The sequence below is a fragment of the Diaphorobacter sp. JS3050 genome (assembly GCF_013154915.1).
Classification (GTDB): domain Bacteria; phylum Pseudomonadota; class Gammaproteobacteria; order Burkholderiales; family Burkholderiaceae_C; genus Diaphorobacter; species Diaphorobacter nitroreducens.
On the sequence record NZ_CP053553.1, the window covers coordinates 2653910 to 2667954 of the forward strand.

The 14045-nt window shown below is 67.5% G+C and carries 17 protein-coding genes; 9 read left to right on the forward strand and 8 right to left on the reverse strand.

The annotated features are described in order from the left end of the window. Window positions 1–8 precede the first annotated feature (8 nt). From sufT to HND92_RS12770, 7 genes are all read right to left on the reverse strand, one after another. Window positions 9–566, reverse strand: a complete 558-nt coding sequence (gene sufT / locus HND92_RS12740) for a putative Fe-S cluster assembly protein SufT (RefSeq protein ID WP_015913741.1) — start codon at window positions 564–566, stop codon at window positions 9–11. After that, a complete protein-coding gene (gene sufU, locus HND92_RS12745) occupies window positions 563–1048 on the reverse strand; it encodes a Fe-S cluster assembly sulfur transfer protein SufU (RefSeq protein ID WP_172207386.1) in 486 nt (161 codons plus the stop codon). Before sufU ends, sufT begins: the two co-directional genes overlap by 4 nt. Next, entirely contained in the window at window positions 1045–2310 is a 1266-nt protein-coding gene (locus HND92_RS12750; protein ID WP_172207388.1) for an aminotransferase class V-fold PLP-dependent enzyme, read from the reverse strand. Before HND92_RS12750 ends, sufU begins: the two co-directional genes overlap by 4 nt. Continuing rightward, window positions 2303–3550, reverse strand: coding sequence for a SufD family Fe-S cluster assembly protein (locus tag HND92_RS12755; protein ID WP_172207390.1), 1248 nt, complete (start codon window positions 3548–3550; stop codon window positions 2303–2305). Before HND92_RS12755 ends, HND92_RS12750 begins: the two co-directional genes overlap by 8 nt. A gap of 4 nt (window positions 3551–3554) precedes the next feature. After that, window positions 3555–4325: a Fe-S cluster assembly ATPase SufC gene (sufC, locus tag HND92_RS12760; protein ID WP_172207394.1), complete on the reverse strand. Its 771-nt coding sequence runs from the start codon at window positions 4323–4325 to the stop codon at window positions 3555–3557. 80 nt (window positions 4326–4405) lie between these two features. After that, window positions 4406–5899 carry a Fe-S cluster assembly protein SufB gene (gene sufB / locus HND92_RS12765; protein WP_253940025.1) on the reverse strand — a complete coding sequence of 498 codons (1494 nt, stop codon included), beginning with the start codon at window positions 5897–5899 and terminating at the stop codon, window positions 4406–4408. A 143-nt stretch (window positions 5900–6042) separates the two neighbouring features. Next, window positions 6043–6771, reverse strand: a complete 729-nt coding sequence (locus HND92_RS12770) for a helix-turn-helix transcriptional regulator (protein WP_172207397.1) — start codon at window positions 6769–6771, stop codon at window positions 6043–6045. A gap of 108 nt (window positions 6772–6879) precedes the next feature. Between HND92_RS12770 and HND92_RS12775 the strand changes: the two genes are divergently transcribed. From HND92_RS12775 to HND92_RS12815, 9 genes are all read left to right on the forward strand, one after another. Further along, on the forward strand, window positions 6880–7233 hold the full coding sequence (locus HND92_RS12775) for an NIPSNAP family protein (protein ID WP_172207400.1): 354 nt from the start codon (window positions 6880–6882) through the stop codon (window positions 7231–7233). Further along, window positions 7230–7634, forward strand: a complete 405-nt coding sequence (locus HND92_RS12780) for an antibiotic biosynthesis monooxygenase (RefSeq protein WP_172207403.1) — start codon at window positions 7230–7232, stop codon at window positions 7632–7634. Before HND92_RS12775 ends, HND92_RS12780 begins: the two co-directional genes overlap by 4 nt. Before the next feature lie 129 nt (window positions 7635–7763). Next, window positions 7764–7976 (forward strand): 30S ribosomal protein S21, encoded by a 213-nt coding sequence (gene rpsU, locus HND92_RS12785; RefSeq protein WP_007833691.1) that lies wholly within the window; start codon window positions 7764–7766, stop codon window positions 7974–7976. Window positions 7977–8073: 97 nt separating this feature from the next. Next, a complete protein-coding gene (locus HND92_RS12790) occupies window positions 8074–8535 on the forward strand; it encodes a GatB/YqeY domain-containing protein (RefSeq protein ID WP_172207406.1) in 462 nt (153 codons plus the stop codon). Between the two features lie 337 nt (window positions 8536–8872). Next, the gene (locus tag HND92_RS12795) at window positions 8873–9967 is read left to right on the forward strand and encodes a tartrate dehydrogenase (RefSeq protein ID WP_172207410.1); all 1095 of its coding nucleotides are present in this window, start codon (window positions 8873–8875) and stop codon (window positions 9965–9967) included. Between the two features lie 204 nt (window positions 9968–10171). After that, on the forward strand, window positions 10172–10444 hold the full coding sequence (locus HND92_RS12800; RefSeq protein ID WP_015913751.1) for a metal/formaldehyde-sensitive transcriptional repressor: 273 nt from the start codon (window positions 10172–10174) through the stop codon (window positions 10442–10444). Then, window positions 10441–11424, forward strand: coding sequence for a CDF family Co(II)/Ni(II) efflux transporter DmeF (gene dmeF / locus HND92_RS12805; RefSeq protein ID WP_216662896.1), 984 nt, complete (start codon window positions 10441–10443; stop codon window positions 11422–11424). The genes HND92_RS12800 and dmeF overlap by 4 nt, the downstream gene beginning before the upstream one ends. 11 nt (window positions 11425–11435) lie before the next feature. Continuing rightward, on the forward strand, window positions 11436–12080 hold the full coding sequence (locus tag HND92_RS12810; RefSeq protein ID WP_172207412.1) for a DUF938 domain-containing protein: 645 nt from the start codon (window positions 11436–11438) through the stop codon (window positions 12078–12080). 25 nt (window positions 12081–12105) lie between these two features. Beyond that, window positions 12106–12537, forward strand: coding sequence for a GFA family protein (locus HND92_RS12815; RefSeq protein WP_172207415.1), 432 nt, complete (start codon window positions 12106–12108; stop codon window positions 12535–12537). Window positions 12538–12827: 290 nt separating this feature from the next. Here HND92_RS12815 and HND92_RS12820 read toward each other — a convergent pair whose 3' ends face one another. Beyond that, entirely contained in the window at window positions 12828–13907 is a 1080-nt protein-coding gene (locus HND92_RS12820) for an IS630 family transposase (protein WP_005801445.1), read from the reverse strand. Window positions 13908–14045: the final 138 nt, after the last annotated feature.

A 14045-nucleotide genomic window follows, 5' to 3' on the forward strand; every position in this document is an offset into this window, starting at 1 on the left:
TCCCTGCTTCACAGCCCCAGCGCCAGCTGCGCCTCCTCGCTCATCATGGAGCGGTCCCAGGGCGGGTCAAACACCAGATTCACCGTGATCTCGCCCACGCGCGGCAGGGCCAGCAGCTTGTCGCACACCTCGTCGGCAATCGCTTCGCCCATGCCGCAGCCGGGGGCGGTGAGCGTCATGTCCACCAGCGCGCGCACCTTGTGGGCATCGTCGGGCAAGGGCTCGAAAGCCAGCCGGTACACCAGGCCCAGGTCCACGATGTTCACCGGGATCTCCGGGTCGTAGCAGGTGCGCAGCGTCTCCCACACCAGCGGCTCCAGTTCCTCGATGGGCAGGTCCGCGGGCGCAGTGATAGTCTCGGGCGGCGTCTTGCCGATGGCGTCGGCATCCACACCCTTCAGCCGCATGAGCTGGCCTTCGACCAGCAGCGTGAAGGAAGAACCCAGCGCCTGCGTGATCTGCGCCAGTTGCCCGGCCTCCAGTTCGATCGGCTCGCCGCTGGGAATCGCCTCCACGGTCACGTTGCGGCGCACCAGCACATCCTCGCGATGGCGGCGGTAGGTCATGCGGGCTCCTCCTCAGTACTTACGCTCTGGCCGTTGCCGTTGCCGTTGTCGGCAATCGCATGCATCAGCGCATGCCAGCCCAGCAGGGCGCACTTGATGCGGCTGGGGTACTGGCGCACGCCGGCCAGGCTGACCAGCTTGCCCAGCGGGGCATCCTCAGGGGCTTCTTCCCCCGTCAGCACCGCACGAAAGTGCTGCTGCAGCGCCTGCGCGGCGGCAACCTCCTTGCCCTTCACGGCCTCGGTCATCATCGAGGTGGAGGCCATGCAGATCGCGCAGCCCTGGCCGGTGAAGCGGATGTCCTGCACGCGCCCTTCCTGCAGCTGCAGTTCCACGGCAATGCGGTCGCCACACGACGGGTTGGTGCCCTGCGCCTGGTGCGTAGGCTGCGGCAGATGGCCGAAGTTGCGCGGTGCGCGCTTGTGCTCCAGCACCACCTCCTGGTACAGCTCGTTCTCGGCGTTGCCGGTGAATCCAGTCATCGCATGACCTCCAGCGCCTGTGCCACGCCGGCGATCAAGCGCTCGACCTCCTCATGGCTGTTGTACAGCGCGAACGATGCGCGCGTGGTCGGCCCCAGCCCCAGGTGCTCCTGCAGCGGCTGGGCGCAGTGGTGGCCCGTGCGCACGGCGATGCCGCGCTCGTCCAGCAGCGTGCCGATGTCGTGCGGGTGCACGTCGCGTGCCACAAACGACACCAGCGACGCCTGCGTGGCATGCGGGGCGAGCACCGTCACCCCCTCCAGTGCCGACAAGCCCGCCAGCGCCTGCGCGCGCAGGGCCTGCACGTGCAGGTCAATGGCCTCTCGGCCAATACCATCGATGAAGCGCGCCGCCGCCGCCAGGCCCACGGCCCCGGCCACGTTGGGCGTGCCGCCTTCCAGCCGCGCGGGCAGCGCCGCATAGCTCGCAGCGGTGTAGCTCACCCACTCCACCATGTCGCCACCCAGGCGCAGCGGGTACAACCGCTCCAGCGCGTCGCGCCGGCCGGCCAGTGCGCCGGTGCCCATGGGCCCGTACATCTTGTGGCCGGAGAAGGCCATGAAGTCCGCCTCCAACTCCGCCAGAGCGGGCATGGCATGGCCCACCGCCTGCGCGGCATCCAGCACCGTGAGGGCGCCGGCCGCGCGTGCCATGGCCAGCAGTGCCTCATACGGAGGACGCTCGCCCGTGGCATTGGCGCACGCCGTGAGTGCCAGCACACGGGTGTTGGGTGTGAGCAATGGCGCCAAATCGGCCTCATGCACGCGCCCCTGCGCGTCGGGTTTGAGGACGACCAGTTCCGCCCCGCTCATGCGCGCGGCCTGCTGCCAGGGCACCAGGTTGGCATGGTGCTCCAGCCCGCTCACGATGATGCGGTCGCCGGGGCGCAGCCAGGCCTTGCCCGGCCCGGCGGCCCACAACCCTTGGGCCACGAGGTTGAGCGCCTCGGTCGTGCCGCTGGTGAAGACCAGTTCATGCTGCGCGCCCGCGCCGATGAAGCGCTTGAGCGTGGCGCGCGCCTCTTCAAAAGCGTCGGTGGCACGCTGGCTCAGCGTGTGCACGCCGCGGTGAATGTTGGCGCGGTCATGGCGTTCGAAGCGCTGCATGGCTTCCTGCACCGCCAGCGGCATCTGCGTGGTGGCGGCGTTGTCCAGATAGGCCAGCGGCTGGCCGTGGATGCGCTGCGCCAGCACCGGAAACTGCGCGCGCAGTGCCTGCACCGGCAGGCCGCCGGTGTGCAACAAAGGATGTGGTTTACCCATGGTGTGCCTCCTCGGCTGTGGGCTTCAGGCGGGCGATCGCACCGGCCAGCCAGCCGCTCTGCAGCCACTGCGCCAGCATGCCGTCCCCCTCGGCCCCCAGGCATCGATCAAGCAACGCTTGGGCCATGCCTTCGATGATGAGCGCGCGCGCAGCCGCGTCATCCAACCCGCGCTGGCGGGCGTAGAACAGCGCATCCTCGGGCAACGCGCCCCAGGTAGCGCCGTGCGCGGCCTGCACGTTGTCGTGCAGGATCTCCAGGTGCGGGCGCAGGATCAAACGTGGCTGGCCCGCCAGCGGCACGCCGGCCAGGCGCTGGCGCACATCGGCCCCGTCGCTGCCGGGCGCGATGCGCGTATAGGCATTCGCCACCGCGTGGGCGCGGCCCTGGGCCAGGGCCAGGGTCTCGACCTGGCTCACGGCCTGGGCGGCTTGCAGGTCGGTGTACGTCTGCTGGTCCAGCTTGCCGTCCGCCAACAGCAGCAACGCGGCCTGCCGCGCGCTGGCGCCCGCGCCCTGCAGCGTGATGTGGCTGCGCTGCAGGTGGTAGCTGGCGCCCGTGGCAACCAGCGCCTGGGCATAAGCGGCACCTGCCGCCACATGGACCTGCAGGTGGTGCGCCACGCGGTCGTCGGCCAACGGCGCAGCGACGCGCAGGTGTTGTAGCCGTGCCCCCTGCGCCAGACGAATGTGGGCGTGCAGGTTTTGCGCCACGGTCGACAGACCGTCTGCGGCAGGCCGCTCATGGGTTTCGATCAGAACGCACTGCACGCCGGCTTCCACGTCCAGCACCAGCAAGGGCGCCTCGGCCGCGGCGCCGGGCTGGTGGTGCAGCTCCAGGCGCACGGGCTCGCGCTCACGGCCCGGCGTGGCGGCCACGCGCAGGCGCAGGCCCCGGCGGCACAGGGCGCGGTGCGCCCAGGTGAAGGGGGCAGCAGCCCCATCCCCACTGCCGGACTCTGGCGACGGCAGCCCTGCCATCAACTCGGCGCGCTGCGCCGGATCCAGGGCATCCAGCCAACGCGCCTGGACGCTGGTGGCCGCCTGTGCGTGGGGCAGGCGCAGCGTCCAGCCTGCACCCGCGGGCAACGAGGCCTCATCGACGACCTCGGCCTGCGTTCCCAGCCAGTCCTGCAGCGCGGGCGGGGGCAAGTGGTGAAAGGCTTCGCTGCGCCGGGCAATCCAGCCCTGCGTCTGCAGGCGCTCGCGCGCGGCGCGGATCTCGGCTTGTGCGTTGTTCATGGTGTCATGCCTCCGCTGTGGCCGGTTGGCGCGCAAAGCCCGTGCGGGCGATGCGCCGCGCCAGCTCCACGTCGCCCGTCTCGGCGATACGGCCCTGGTCCAGGCGCAGCACGGTGTCGGGCTGCAGCTGCTCGATCAGGTGCAGGTAGTGCGATACGACGATGAAGGCCGTGCCCTGTTCGCGCAGTTTCTGCACCAACGTGACCACGGCGCGCACGCCGTCCACGTCCATGCCCGAGTCAATCTCGTCCAGCAGCGCCAGGCGCGGTTGCAGCAGCGCCAGTTGCAGCAACTCGTTGCGCTTGCGCTCGCCGCCGGAAAAACCTTCGTTCACCGGGCGGCCCAGCATGGCCTGGGGCAACCCCAGTTCGTGGGCGGCCTGCTTGGCGCTGGCCAGGAAGTCGAACGCGTCCAGCGGCTGCTGGCCGCGCGCCTCGTGCACGGCATTCAGCGCGGTGCGGATGAACAGGTTGTTCTTCACACCCGGCACATCGGGCGGCGATTGGAAGGACACGAACAGCCCCGCGCGGGCGCGCTCATGCGCGGGCAGCTGCAGCAGGTCCAGTCCGTCCAGCAGCGCCTGGCCGTCCTGCACCTGGTAACTCGGGTGGCCGGCCAGCGCCATGCCCAGCGTGCTCTTGCCGCTGCCGTTGGCGCCCATCAGCACAACGAGCGCGCCGGCGGGCACGTCCAGCGAGACCGATTGCAGCACGGTGCGCTCGCCAACGCGCACACGCAGGTCGCGCACTTGCAGCAGGGGGGTGGTGGAGGTCATGTGGATTCCCTATTAATTTGATAGCTGTTCGCGCTGGATGGATAAGGGCTGGATGCCGTTTTTATTCAAATCTTGTGATCTCAGCCCACCGCGCCTTCCAGCGACACGGCAAGCAGCGCCTTGGCTTCCAGCGCGAATTCCATGGGCAACTCTTCCAGCACCGCCTGGCAAAAGCCGCCGACGATGAGGGCCGTCGCCTCCTGCGGGTCGATGCCGCGCTGCTGGCAATAGAACAGGCGCTCCTCCGAGATACGCGTGGTGGTGGCCTCGTGCTCCACCACGGCATCGCTGCGCGCAGTGTCCACGTAGGGGAAGGTGTGTGCGCCGCAGTCGGGCCCGATGAGCAGCGAGTCGCACTGCGTGTGGTTGCGCGCGTTGGCGGCGCCGGGGTTCACGCGCACCAGGCCGCGGTAGCTGTTGTGCGCATGGCCCGCGCTGATGCCCTTGGAGACGATGCGGCTGGTGGTGTTCTTGCCCAGGTGGATCATCTTGGTGCCGGTGTCCGCCTGCTGGAAGTGGTTGGACACGGCGATGGAGTGGAACTCGCCGTTCGATTCGTCACCGCGCAGCACCACGCTGGGGTACTTCCAGGTAATGGCCGAGCCGGTCTCGATCTGCGTCCAGGCGATGCGCGAGCGCCTGCCGGCCGCCAGGCCGCGCTTGGTCACGAAGTTGTAGATGCCGCCCACGCCGTTCTCGTCGCCGGGGTACCAGTTCTGCACCGTGGAGTATTTGATGAACGCGTCGTCGTGCGCGATCAACTCCACCACGGCGGCGTGCAACTGGTTCTCGTCGCGCTGCGGGGCGGTGCAGCCCTCCAGATAGCTGACCGAACTACCCTCCTCGGCAATGATCAGCGTGCGCTCGAACTGCCCCGTGTTCTGCGCGTTGATGCGGAAGTAGGACGACAGCTCCATGGGGCACTTCACGCCCTTGGGGATGTAGACAAAGGAGCCATCGGAAAACACCGCCGAGTTCAGCGCGGCGTAGAAGTTGTCGCCCTGCGGCACCACAGTACCCAGGTATTTCTCGACCAGCTCCGGGTGGTTCTGCACCGCATGCGAGAACGAGCAGAAGATCACGCCCACCTCGGCCAACTGCTCGCGGAAGGTGGTGCCCACCGAGACCGAGTCGAACACCGCGTCCACCGCCACGCCCGCCAGGCGGGCGCGCTCGTGCAGCGGCACGTTGAGCTTCTCGTAGGTCTCCAGCAGCTTGGGGTCCACCTCGTCCAGGCTCTTGGGTGCGTTTTTGAGCGACTTGGGTGCCGAGTAGTAGCTCAGCGCCTGAAAATCGATGGGCTCGATCTTCAGATGCGCCCAGTCGGGCAGCTCCATCGCACGCCAGCGCTCGAAGGCCGCCAGCCGCCAGTCCAGCAAAAACTGCGGCTCGCGCTTCTTGCGCGAGATGGCGCGGATGGTGTCCTCGTCCAGGCCCGGCGGCAGGGAATCGGACTCGACGTCGGTGACGAAACCGTGCTGGTACGGGCGCTGCAGCGCCTGCTCCAGCGCGGGCGCCTGCGGCGCCTCGCGACCGGCGACGGGCGCGTCGAGGATGGCGGGTTGTGAGGACATGACCGTGGGGCGGAGTTTTTAATATTCATATGTTATGAATCTTTTAAAAATCCGCCAAACCCGCATGCGGTCCCTGCACCCGCATCAGGGGTTTACCGGCTCGCCGCTTCGGGCGGGCAGCGGCTTGCCGTCAGGCCAGCGCATCACCCCACTGAGCCGGTCACCTCGCCCCAGCGCACCACGCCCAGCCAGTTGCGCAGCGCCACCACGCCGGGCGGCGTGATCTCCAGCGCGCGCGATGCCTGCGCGCGCCGCAGCCAGCCGCGCTCCAGGCAATGCACGCACAGCAGCGCCCCCAGGCGCCCGGCCATGTGGGGGCGGCGCTCACTCCAGTCCAGACAGGGCCGGCATGGCGGGCGCCGCGCGGCGCTTGCGGCCAGTGCGTCCTGCGCGGCCAGGCCCAGCGGTGCCAGCACAGCCTGCGCCCGGCCGGTCACCCGCCCACCCGCATCGTCATCGAAGACGATGGCGCCCTCCTCCAACAGGTGCGCGGCGATGGCCACGCCCAGGCGGCCGGCAATATGGTCATAGCAGGTACGCGCCTGGCGCAGCGCCGCGTCGCGCGGGCCCACGACCACGGGCCGCGGCGCCGTCGCCTGCCGCACGGCCAGCTGCATCAGCCCTTCCAGCAAATGCGCCACCTCGGGCGAAGCCAGGCGGTGGTACCGATGGCGCCCCTGGCGTTCCAGCACCAGCAGCCCGGCCTCCACCAACAGGCTCAGGTGGCGGCTGGCCGTGGCGGCAGACACGCGCCCGGCCTCGGCCAATTCACGTGCCGTGAGGGCGCGTCCGTCCATCAGCGCGACCAGCATCGCGGTGCGCGCCGGCTCGCCCACCAGGGCCGCGACATGCGCAATCTGGTTGGTATTCATGCGCGCAGTGTGCCGCAGCCAGCCCGGCGCACGCTTCGCTCCAGGACGAAACATCGGCCGTGCGACGGCCGGCACCATGGACGCATCCACCCACCACAGGAGCACGCCATGCCCATCACCTGTTTCATCCGCTACGAGATCGACCCTTTTCAGCGCGAGGCCTTCCGCGCCTATGCCGAAGCCTGGGGGCGCATCATCCCGCGCTGCGGCGGCCACCTGCTGGGCTACTTTCTTCCCAGCGAGGGCACCAATTACGAGGCCTGGGGCCTGATCGCCTTCGCCAGCCTGGCCGACTACGAGGCCTACCGCGCCCGGCTCAAGGCCGACCCAGAGGGCCGCGCCAACTTCGAGATGGCGCAGCGCCAGCGCTTCATCCTGCACGAGGAACGCAGCTTCACCGAGGCGGTGGCGGGCACCCTCGCGCGCCCCGCATTGCCCACCACCACGCAGGCCCAGCCATGATCGCCGTCATCTTTGAAGTGCAGCCGAGCAGCGACGGCCGCCAGGCCTACCTGGACCTGGCGGCAGACCTGCGCGCCGCGCTGCAGGCCATCGACGGCTTCATTTCCGTGGAGCGCTTCGAGAGCCTGTCCACGCCCGGCAAGCTGCTGTCGCTGAGCTTCTGGCGCGACGAAGAGGCCGTAGCCCGCTGGCGCGCGTTGCCGCAGCACCGCCAGGCCCAGGCGACGGGCCGCGCAGGCGTGTTTGCCGACTACCGGCTGCGCGTGGCCACCGTGCAGCGCGACTACGGCCTACATGCGCGAGGAGAGGCACCCGCCGACTCGCGCGCCTGCCATGCGCCGCGGCCTGTGCCCAACCCCGCGCCGGGCAGCCGCTTGCCCGGCAGCGCAGAGCCGTTATAATGCTCGGCTCTGCTGGCATGACCCCGTCGGCCGGATACTAGTTACAGACGGGGAAAACCGCCGTATATGGCTTTTGGGCCCGATCTTCCCGAAAACCCGCTAGCGGCACCTATTGGAAAACATTAGCTAATGACGACCATTCGTGTAAAAGAAAACGAACCCTTTGACGTGGCCCTGCGCCGCTTCAAGCGCACCATCGAAAAGCTGGGCCTGCTGACCGACCTGCGCGCCCGTGAGTTCTACGAAAAGCCCACCGCCGAGCGCAAGCGCAAGAAGGCTGCCGCCGTGAAGCGCCACTACAAGCGCGTGCGCAGCATGCAGCTGCCCAAGAAGCTGTACTAAGCACAGCCCGGCGTTGACACCAGACGCCACAAAACCCGCGCTAGGGACGCCAAGCGCGGGTTTTTTGTTTTCTACACCGTTTGACTGGAGAAACACCATGAGCCTCAAGGACCAGATCACCGAAGACATGAAAACCGCCATGCGCGCCAAGGACAGCGAGCGCCTGGGCACCATCCGCCTGCTGCAGGCCGCCATGAAGCAAAAGGAAGTGGACGAGCGCATCACGCTGGATGACGCGGCCATCCTGGCCATCGTGGACAAGCTGATCAAGCAGCGCAAGGACAGCATCACCGCCTTCGAGGGCGCGGGCCGCCAGGACCTGGCCGACAAGGAAAAGGCCGAAATGGCCGTGCTGCAGGCCTACCTGCCCGAACGCATGTCGGCCGACGAAGTGGCTACCGCAGTGAAGGCCATCGTGGCCGAAGTCGGCGCAGAACTGGGCAAGACGGTGGGCCCCGGCGACATGGGCAAGGTGATGGGCGTGGTCAAGACCCGCCTGGCCGGCAAGGCCGACATGGGCCAGGTGTCGGCCGCCGTGAAGGCCGCGCTGAGCAGTTAATTGCCACTATGCTATTCATAGCTGCTCGCGCTTGATGTGTCTCGATCACAGACCCATTTGGCATTGAGTTCATTCGCTGGCAAGCGCTGGTAGCTATCGTTTTTGCTGCGCCGCACACGCCCCGCTCAACAGCCGCTTGGACACCCACAGACCCGACTGCTGACAGACCGCTGGGCTGCGCGGGGCGCGGCCCCCGTACTGGGCGTCCCCCCGCCATTCCGTGTGCAGCGGCGAACGTCCTGCCAACGTCACGAAAGACGCAGACACGGGCGCGCACATTGAACGGACGCTCTCCTCGGTGAACAATGGCGGGCTTACATCGTTTGAAAAGCCATCCATGCAGCAGCAACGCACCCACAAGATCGCCGTGATCGCCGGAGACGGCATCGGCAAGGAAGTCATGCCCGAAGGCCTGCGCGCCGTGCAGGCCGCCGCCCGGCGCTTCGGTCTGAACCTGGAACTGCACACCTTCGACTGGGCGCATTGCGACTATTACGCCCGGCACGGCCAGATGATGCCCGACGACTGGAAGTCGCAGCTGTCGGGCATGGATGCGATCTTCTTCGGCGCCGTGGGCTGGCCCGCCACCGTACCCGATCACATCTCGCTGTGGGGCTCGCTGCTAAAAATGCGCCGCGAGTTCGACCAGTACATCAACCTGCGCCCCGTGCGCCTGTTCGAGGGCGTGCCCTGCCCGCTGGCCGGCCGCAAGCCCGGCGATATCGACTACTACGTGGTGCGCGAGAACACCGAGGGCGAATACACGTCGCTGGGCGGCATCATGTACGAGGGCACGGACCGCGAGATCGTGATCCAGGAATCGGTCTACTCGCGCCACGGCGCCAACCGCCTGCTGAAGTTCGCCTTCGACCTGGCGCAAAGCCGCCCGCGCAAGCACGTGACGCTGGCCACCAAAAGCAACGGTATCGCCATCAGCATGCCCTGGTGGGACCAGCGCGCCGACGATGTCGCCAAGGGCTATCCCGAAGTCACGCTGGACAAGCAGCACATCGACATCCTCACCGCGCGCTTCGTGCTGCAGCCGGGGCGCTTCGACGTGGTGGCCGCCACCAACCTGTTCGGCGACATCCTCTCCGACCTGGGGCCCGCCACCACCGGCACCATCGGCCTGGCGCCATCGGCCAACCTGAACCCCGAGCGCACCTTCCCCAGCCTGTTCGAGCCCGTGCACGGCTCGGCGCCCGACATCTATGGCCAGAACATCGCCAACCCGATCGCCATGATCTGGTCCGGTGCGCTGATGCTGGACTTCCTGACCCACGGCCAAGGCGCGGGGCGGCAGGCCCACGATGCCATCGTTGCGGCCATCGAAGAGATCATCAAAAGCGGCCCGCGCACGCCAGACCTGGGCGGTGCGGCAAGCACCACGCAGGTGGGCGAGGCCATCGCCGCGCGCATCGCGCACGGGTAACCCCCCGCCCGCAGGGCGCGGCATGTTTCCGTCAACGGACTTACGCTATTGATTAAATAGCATTTAGCGCTTGTCCATCAAGCGCTGCAGCCCATTTCTGCAACATATTGCGCAAGCCCCCGCTGCGCGCAATGGCCGCGTTCCCGCCGCGGTCCGTGCGGCCGGGTTAGCATAGCCCCCCACACTATATTTTCGAGTCATTCCATGTCCCACACCCACGGGCAAAAAGACAAGCTGATCGCACGCGTGCGGCGCATCAAGGGCCAGATGGAGGGCATCGAGCGCGCCCTGGAGGGTGACGCCGCGTGCGCGGAAGTGCTGCGGCAGCTCGCTTCGGCACGCGGCGCCATGAATGGTCTGACCACCGAAGTCATGCTGGGCCACCTGCAGGCTCATGTGGTGGACGCCGGCACCGATGCCGAGCGCCGCACCGGCGGCGAAGAAATGATGGACATCCTGCGCTCGTACCTGAAATGACTTCCTCCACCCTGCACACCGCGGGCGCGGCGCCCGCACCCTTCCCCGCCGACCACCGCCACGTCTTCCTGGGCACGGAGCACCAGCGCAACGAGCGGCGCGTGTGGCTCGTGATCGCGCTGACGGCCAGCATGATGGTCGCCGAGATGCTGGCGGGCAAGCTGTACGGTTCGATGGCCCTGGTGGCCGACGGCTGGCACATGTCCACGCACGCCGGTGCCATGCTGATCACGGCGCTGGCCTATGGGTATGCACGCCGCCATGCGGCCAACCCACGCTTCTCGTTCGGCACCGGCAAGATGGGCGACCTGGCCGGCTTCGCCAGCGCCGTGGTGCTGGCCATCGTGGCGCTGCTCATCGCGTGGGAGAGCTTCCTGCGGCTGACCGACCCCGTGCCCATCCGCTTCGAGCAGGCGATCGCCGTGGCGGTGATCGGCCTGGTGGTGAACCTGGTGTCCGCCCGGCTGCTGCATGGCGGACATGGGCACCACCACCATGGCCACGATCACGGGCACGACCATCACCACGCCGACCACGACCACGACCACGGCCGCCATGGCCACGACAACAACCTGCGCGCGGCTTACCTGCATGTGCTGGCCGACGCGCTGACCTCCGTGCTGGCCATCGCGGCGCTGCTCGTGGGGCGCAGCTACGGCTGGCTCTGGGCCGACCCGGCCATGGGCGTGGTGGGCGCGCTGGTGATCGCCCGCTGGTCCTGGGGGTTGATCCGTGACGCCGGCAGCGTGCTGCTGGATGCGCCGGCGGAAGGGCCGCAGGTCCGCCAGGAGATCGAGGACATCCTCGCCGCCACGGGCGACACGCTGAAAGACCTGCACGTCTGGCAGGTCGGCCCGGGCCATTTTGCTGCCATCATCTCCGTCGCCTCGGCCACGCCGCAGCCCGCGCAACACTACAAGGCCCTGCTGCTGCCGGTGCACGAGCTGTCGCACGTCACCGTGGAAGTACAGGCGCTTTGAGCACACATGCCATGAATCACCCTCCCCTGCCGTTTTCCCAGGCCTGCGAAAACAACCAGGCGCCCATCTTCGCCGTGCTGCAGCAAGCCTTTGCCGACCGGCGCCATGTGCTGGAGGTGGGTTCGGGCACGGGCCAGCACAGCGTGTATTTCGCGCCGCGCCTGCCCCACCTGGTGTGGCAGACCAGCGACCTGGCGGACAACCACGCGGGCATACGCGCCTGGCATGCGCAGCACCCGGCCCCCAACCTGCGCCCGCCGCTGCTGCTGGACCTGGCGCACAGCGATTGGCCGCAGGGCGAGCCTGACAGCGGGCCGTTCGACGCGGTATTCAGCAGCAACACCGCGCACATCGTGGCCTGGCCGCTGGTGCAGCGGCTGTTCGCGCTGGCCGGTGCCCACCTGCCTGGCGGCGGCGTGCTGGCGCTGTACGGCCCCTTCAACTACGGCGGAACCTACACCAGTGACAGCAACCGCGCCTTTGATGCCTGGCTGCACCAGCGCGACCCGCACAGCGGCATCCGCCACTTCGAGGACATCGTGGCGCTAGCGGCACAGCACGGCCTCGCGCTCGCGCACGACCACGCCATGCCTGCGAACAACCGGCTGCTGGTGTTCCACCGCACCGCCGCCCCGGCGGAGCCTGCCGTAGAGTGACGCCAACACACCTTCGCCGTCTGCCATGAACCCATCCGAGCCGCTGCACCACGGCGCCTGCCTCTGCCAGGGCGTGCGCTTCACGATCCGCGGGCCGCTGGCCCCGATCCAGATCTGCCACTGCGCGCAGTGCCGCCGCGCGCAGGGCAGCGCGTTTGCTGCCAACCTGCCGGTGAACGTGGATCGGCTGCAGTTCCAGGCCGGCCAGGACCTGCTGCGGCGCTTCGAGTCCTCCCCCGGCAAGCGGCGCGTGTTCTGCGGCATCTGCGGTTCGCCAGTATTCAGCGAGCGCGACAGCCTGCCCGGCGTGGTGCGCATCCGCGCAGGCCTGCTGGACGAGCCCGTGGCCACGGCGCCGGCATTCCACATGCATGTGGCCTCGCGCTGCAGCTGGTGGCCCCTCCAGGACGATCTACCCCAGCACCCGCAGGGGTACGTACTGCCCGGCGCGGCCTAGGGCCTGTTCACACTATTTTTGCCAGATGCGTTGCGATCAAAAAGGGCCAGGCGCAAGGCGCCAAACGAAGCTGGGGTGCTACCCCAGCGAGGCTTGGCAACGCCGCGAATGGCCCTTTTTGATCGCAACCCGGAGGGAACGGAGTGAGAACCGCGCCACGCGTCGTTGCCCTCCTAGCCAAGGCCCCGGCCTTGGCGTCGTCACGCGCCTAGGTTGGCGCGGTTTTCACGCCATTCGCACTGGCAAAAATAGTGTGAACAGGCCCTAGTGTGGTGTCTCAAAAGTAATCATCAAATAATGGTACTCGCTGCCCGCGCCACAGATGCCAAGATGGTGTCCGCACTTTTATGCCACACGAACGGCTTGGGATCCTCGTTGTGACGATCAATGTATTCCCGTATGGATTGCTCCAGCTGAGCAACGCTGGTGTGGGCGCTGCGCTTGATCCACTGCTCGCTGATCTGGCTAAAGAAACGCTCGACCAGATTGAGCCAGGACGCTGAGGTGGGCGTGAAGTGAACGTGGTAGCGAGGATGGGCTGCTAGCCAGGCCCGCACTGCCTGCGTCTTGTGCGTGCCGTAGTTGTCCATGATCAGGTGGATGTCTTGTTCGCCAGGCACCGCTGCATCGATGGCTTTGAGGAACTGCAGGAATTCCACACTGCGGTGACGGCGCTTGAGCTGTCCTATGACTTTGCCAGTGGCCACATCCAGCGCTGCAAACAGCGACGTTGTGCCATGGCGCTTGTAATCGTGCGTGCGCGTGCTGGGTTTGCCAAACGTCAGTGGTAACCCTGGTTGGGTGCGATCCAGAGCCTGGATCTGGCTCTTCTCGTCCACGCACAGCACCAAGGCGCGATCGGGTGGTGCCATATACAGCCCCACCACATCCCGTACCTTGTCCACGAAATGGGGATCCGTCGATAGCTTGAAGGTTTCTTGCAGGTGCGGCTTCAGCCCAAAGGCATGCCAGATGCGCTGCACCGTCGCGGGCGATACGCCAGCGTGCCGACTCATCTGGCGCACGCTCCAGTGCGTGGCGTTGTCAGGCTTGCTCTGGCGAACCTTGTCCACAATGAGCTGAACCTGCTCGTCGCCCACACTGCGCGGGCGGCCAGCGCGCGGGGCATCGGTCAAACCCGCCAGACGATACGCCCGGTAGCGCCGCCGCCACTTGGAGACAGTTTGCACCGTCGTGCCCAAGCGTTGGGCAATCATGGTGCCCGACTCCCCATCTGCGCAGCCCAGCACGATTCGCATGCGCAGCTTCTCGTCCTCGGGCGCTTTGCGTACGCGCAGTCGCGCATGCAGCTCTGCGCGCTCGGCATCGGTGATCTGCAGCTTCGTGGCGGGGCGTCCAGGGTGGGCCATCAGCGTAGTCTCCTATAAGGAAGCTGATTCGACCAACACCGGTCAAAATAGTTCTATCTATTTTTGAGACACCACACTAGAGCGCACCCCTGCAGCCCGGCCGCCGCACGGGCATACTGGAGGCCCGTGCGCCGCCGG

Coding starts and splice junctions, on each gene's coding strand:
- rpsU (WP_007833691.1), top strand. CDS start 7,764: ATGACGACCATTCGTGTAAAAGAAAACGAACCCTTTGACGTGGCCCTG.
- dmeF (WP_216662896.1), top strand. CDS start 10,441: ATGACTTCCTCCACCCTGCACACCGCGGGCGCGGCGCCCGCACCCTTC.
- sufU (WP_172207386.1), bottom strand. CDS start 1,048: ATGACTGGATTCACCGGCAACGCCGAGAACGAGCTGTACCAGGAGGTG.
- sufB (WP_253940025.1), bottom strand. CDS start 5,899: ATGTCCTCACAACCCGCCATCCTCGACGCGCCCGTCGCCGGTCGCGAG.
- HND92_RS12780 (WP_172207403.1), top strand. CDS start 7,230: ATGATCGCCGTCATCTTTGAAGTGCAGCCGAGCAGCGACGGCCGCCAG.
- HND92_RS12820 (WP_005801445.1), bottom strand. CDS start 13,907: ATGGCCCACCCTGGACGCCCCGCCACGAAGCTGCAGATCACCGATGCC.
- HND92_RS12770 (WP_172207397.1), bottom strand. CDS start 6,771: ATGAATACCAACCAGATTGCGCATGTCGCGGCCCTGGTGGGCGAGCCG.
- HND92_RS12790 (WP_172207406.1), top strand. CDS start 8,074: ATGAGCCTCAAGGACCAGATCACCGAAGACATGAAAACCGCCATGCGC.
- sufT (WP_015913741.1), bottom strand. CDS start 566: ATGACCTACCGCCGCCATCGCGAGGATGTGCTGGTGCGCCGCAACGTG.
- HND92_RS12800 (WP_015913751.1), top strand. CDS start 10,172: ATGTCCCACACCCACGGGCAAAAAGACAAGCTGATCGCACGCGTGCGG.
- HND92_RS12775 (WP_172207400.1), top strand. CDS start 6,880: ATGCCCATCACCTGTTTCATCCGCTACGAGATCGACCCTTTTCAGCGC.
- HND92_RS12755 (WP_172207390.1), bottom strand. CDS start 3,550: ATGAACAACGCACAAGCCGAGATCCGCGCCGCGCGCGAGCGCCTGCAG.
- HND92_RS12795 (WP_172207410.1), top strand. CDS start 8,873: ATGCAGCAGCAACGCACCCACAAGATCGCCGTGATCGCCGGAGACGGC.
- HND92_RS12750 (WP_172207388.1), bottom strand. CDS start 2,310: ATGGGTAAACCACATCCTTTGTTGCACACCGGCGGCCTGCCGGTGCAG.
- sufC (WP_172207394.1), bottom strand. CDS start 4,325: ATGACCTCCACCACCCCCCTGCTGCAAGTGCGCGACCTGCGTGTGCGC.
- HND92_RS12810 (WP_172207412.1), top strand. CDS start 11,436: ATGAATCACCCTCCCCTGCCGTTTTCCCAGGCCTGCGAAAACAACCAG.
- HND92_RS12815 (WP_172207415.1), top strand. CDS start 12,106: ATGAACCCATCCGAGCCGCTGCACCACGGCGCCTGCCTCTGCCAGGGC.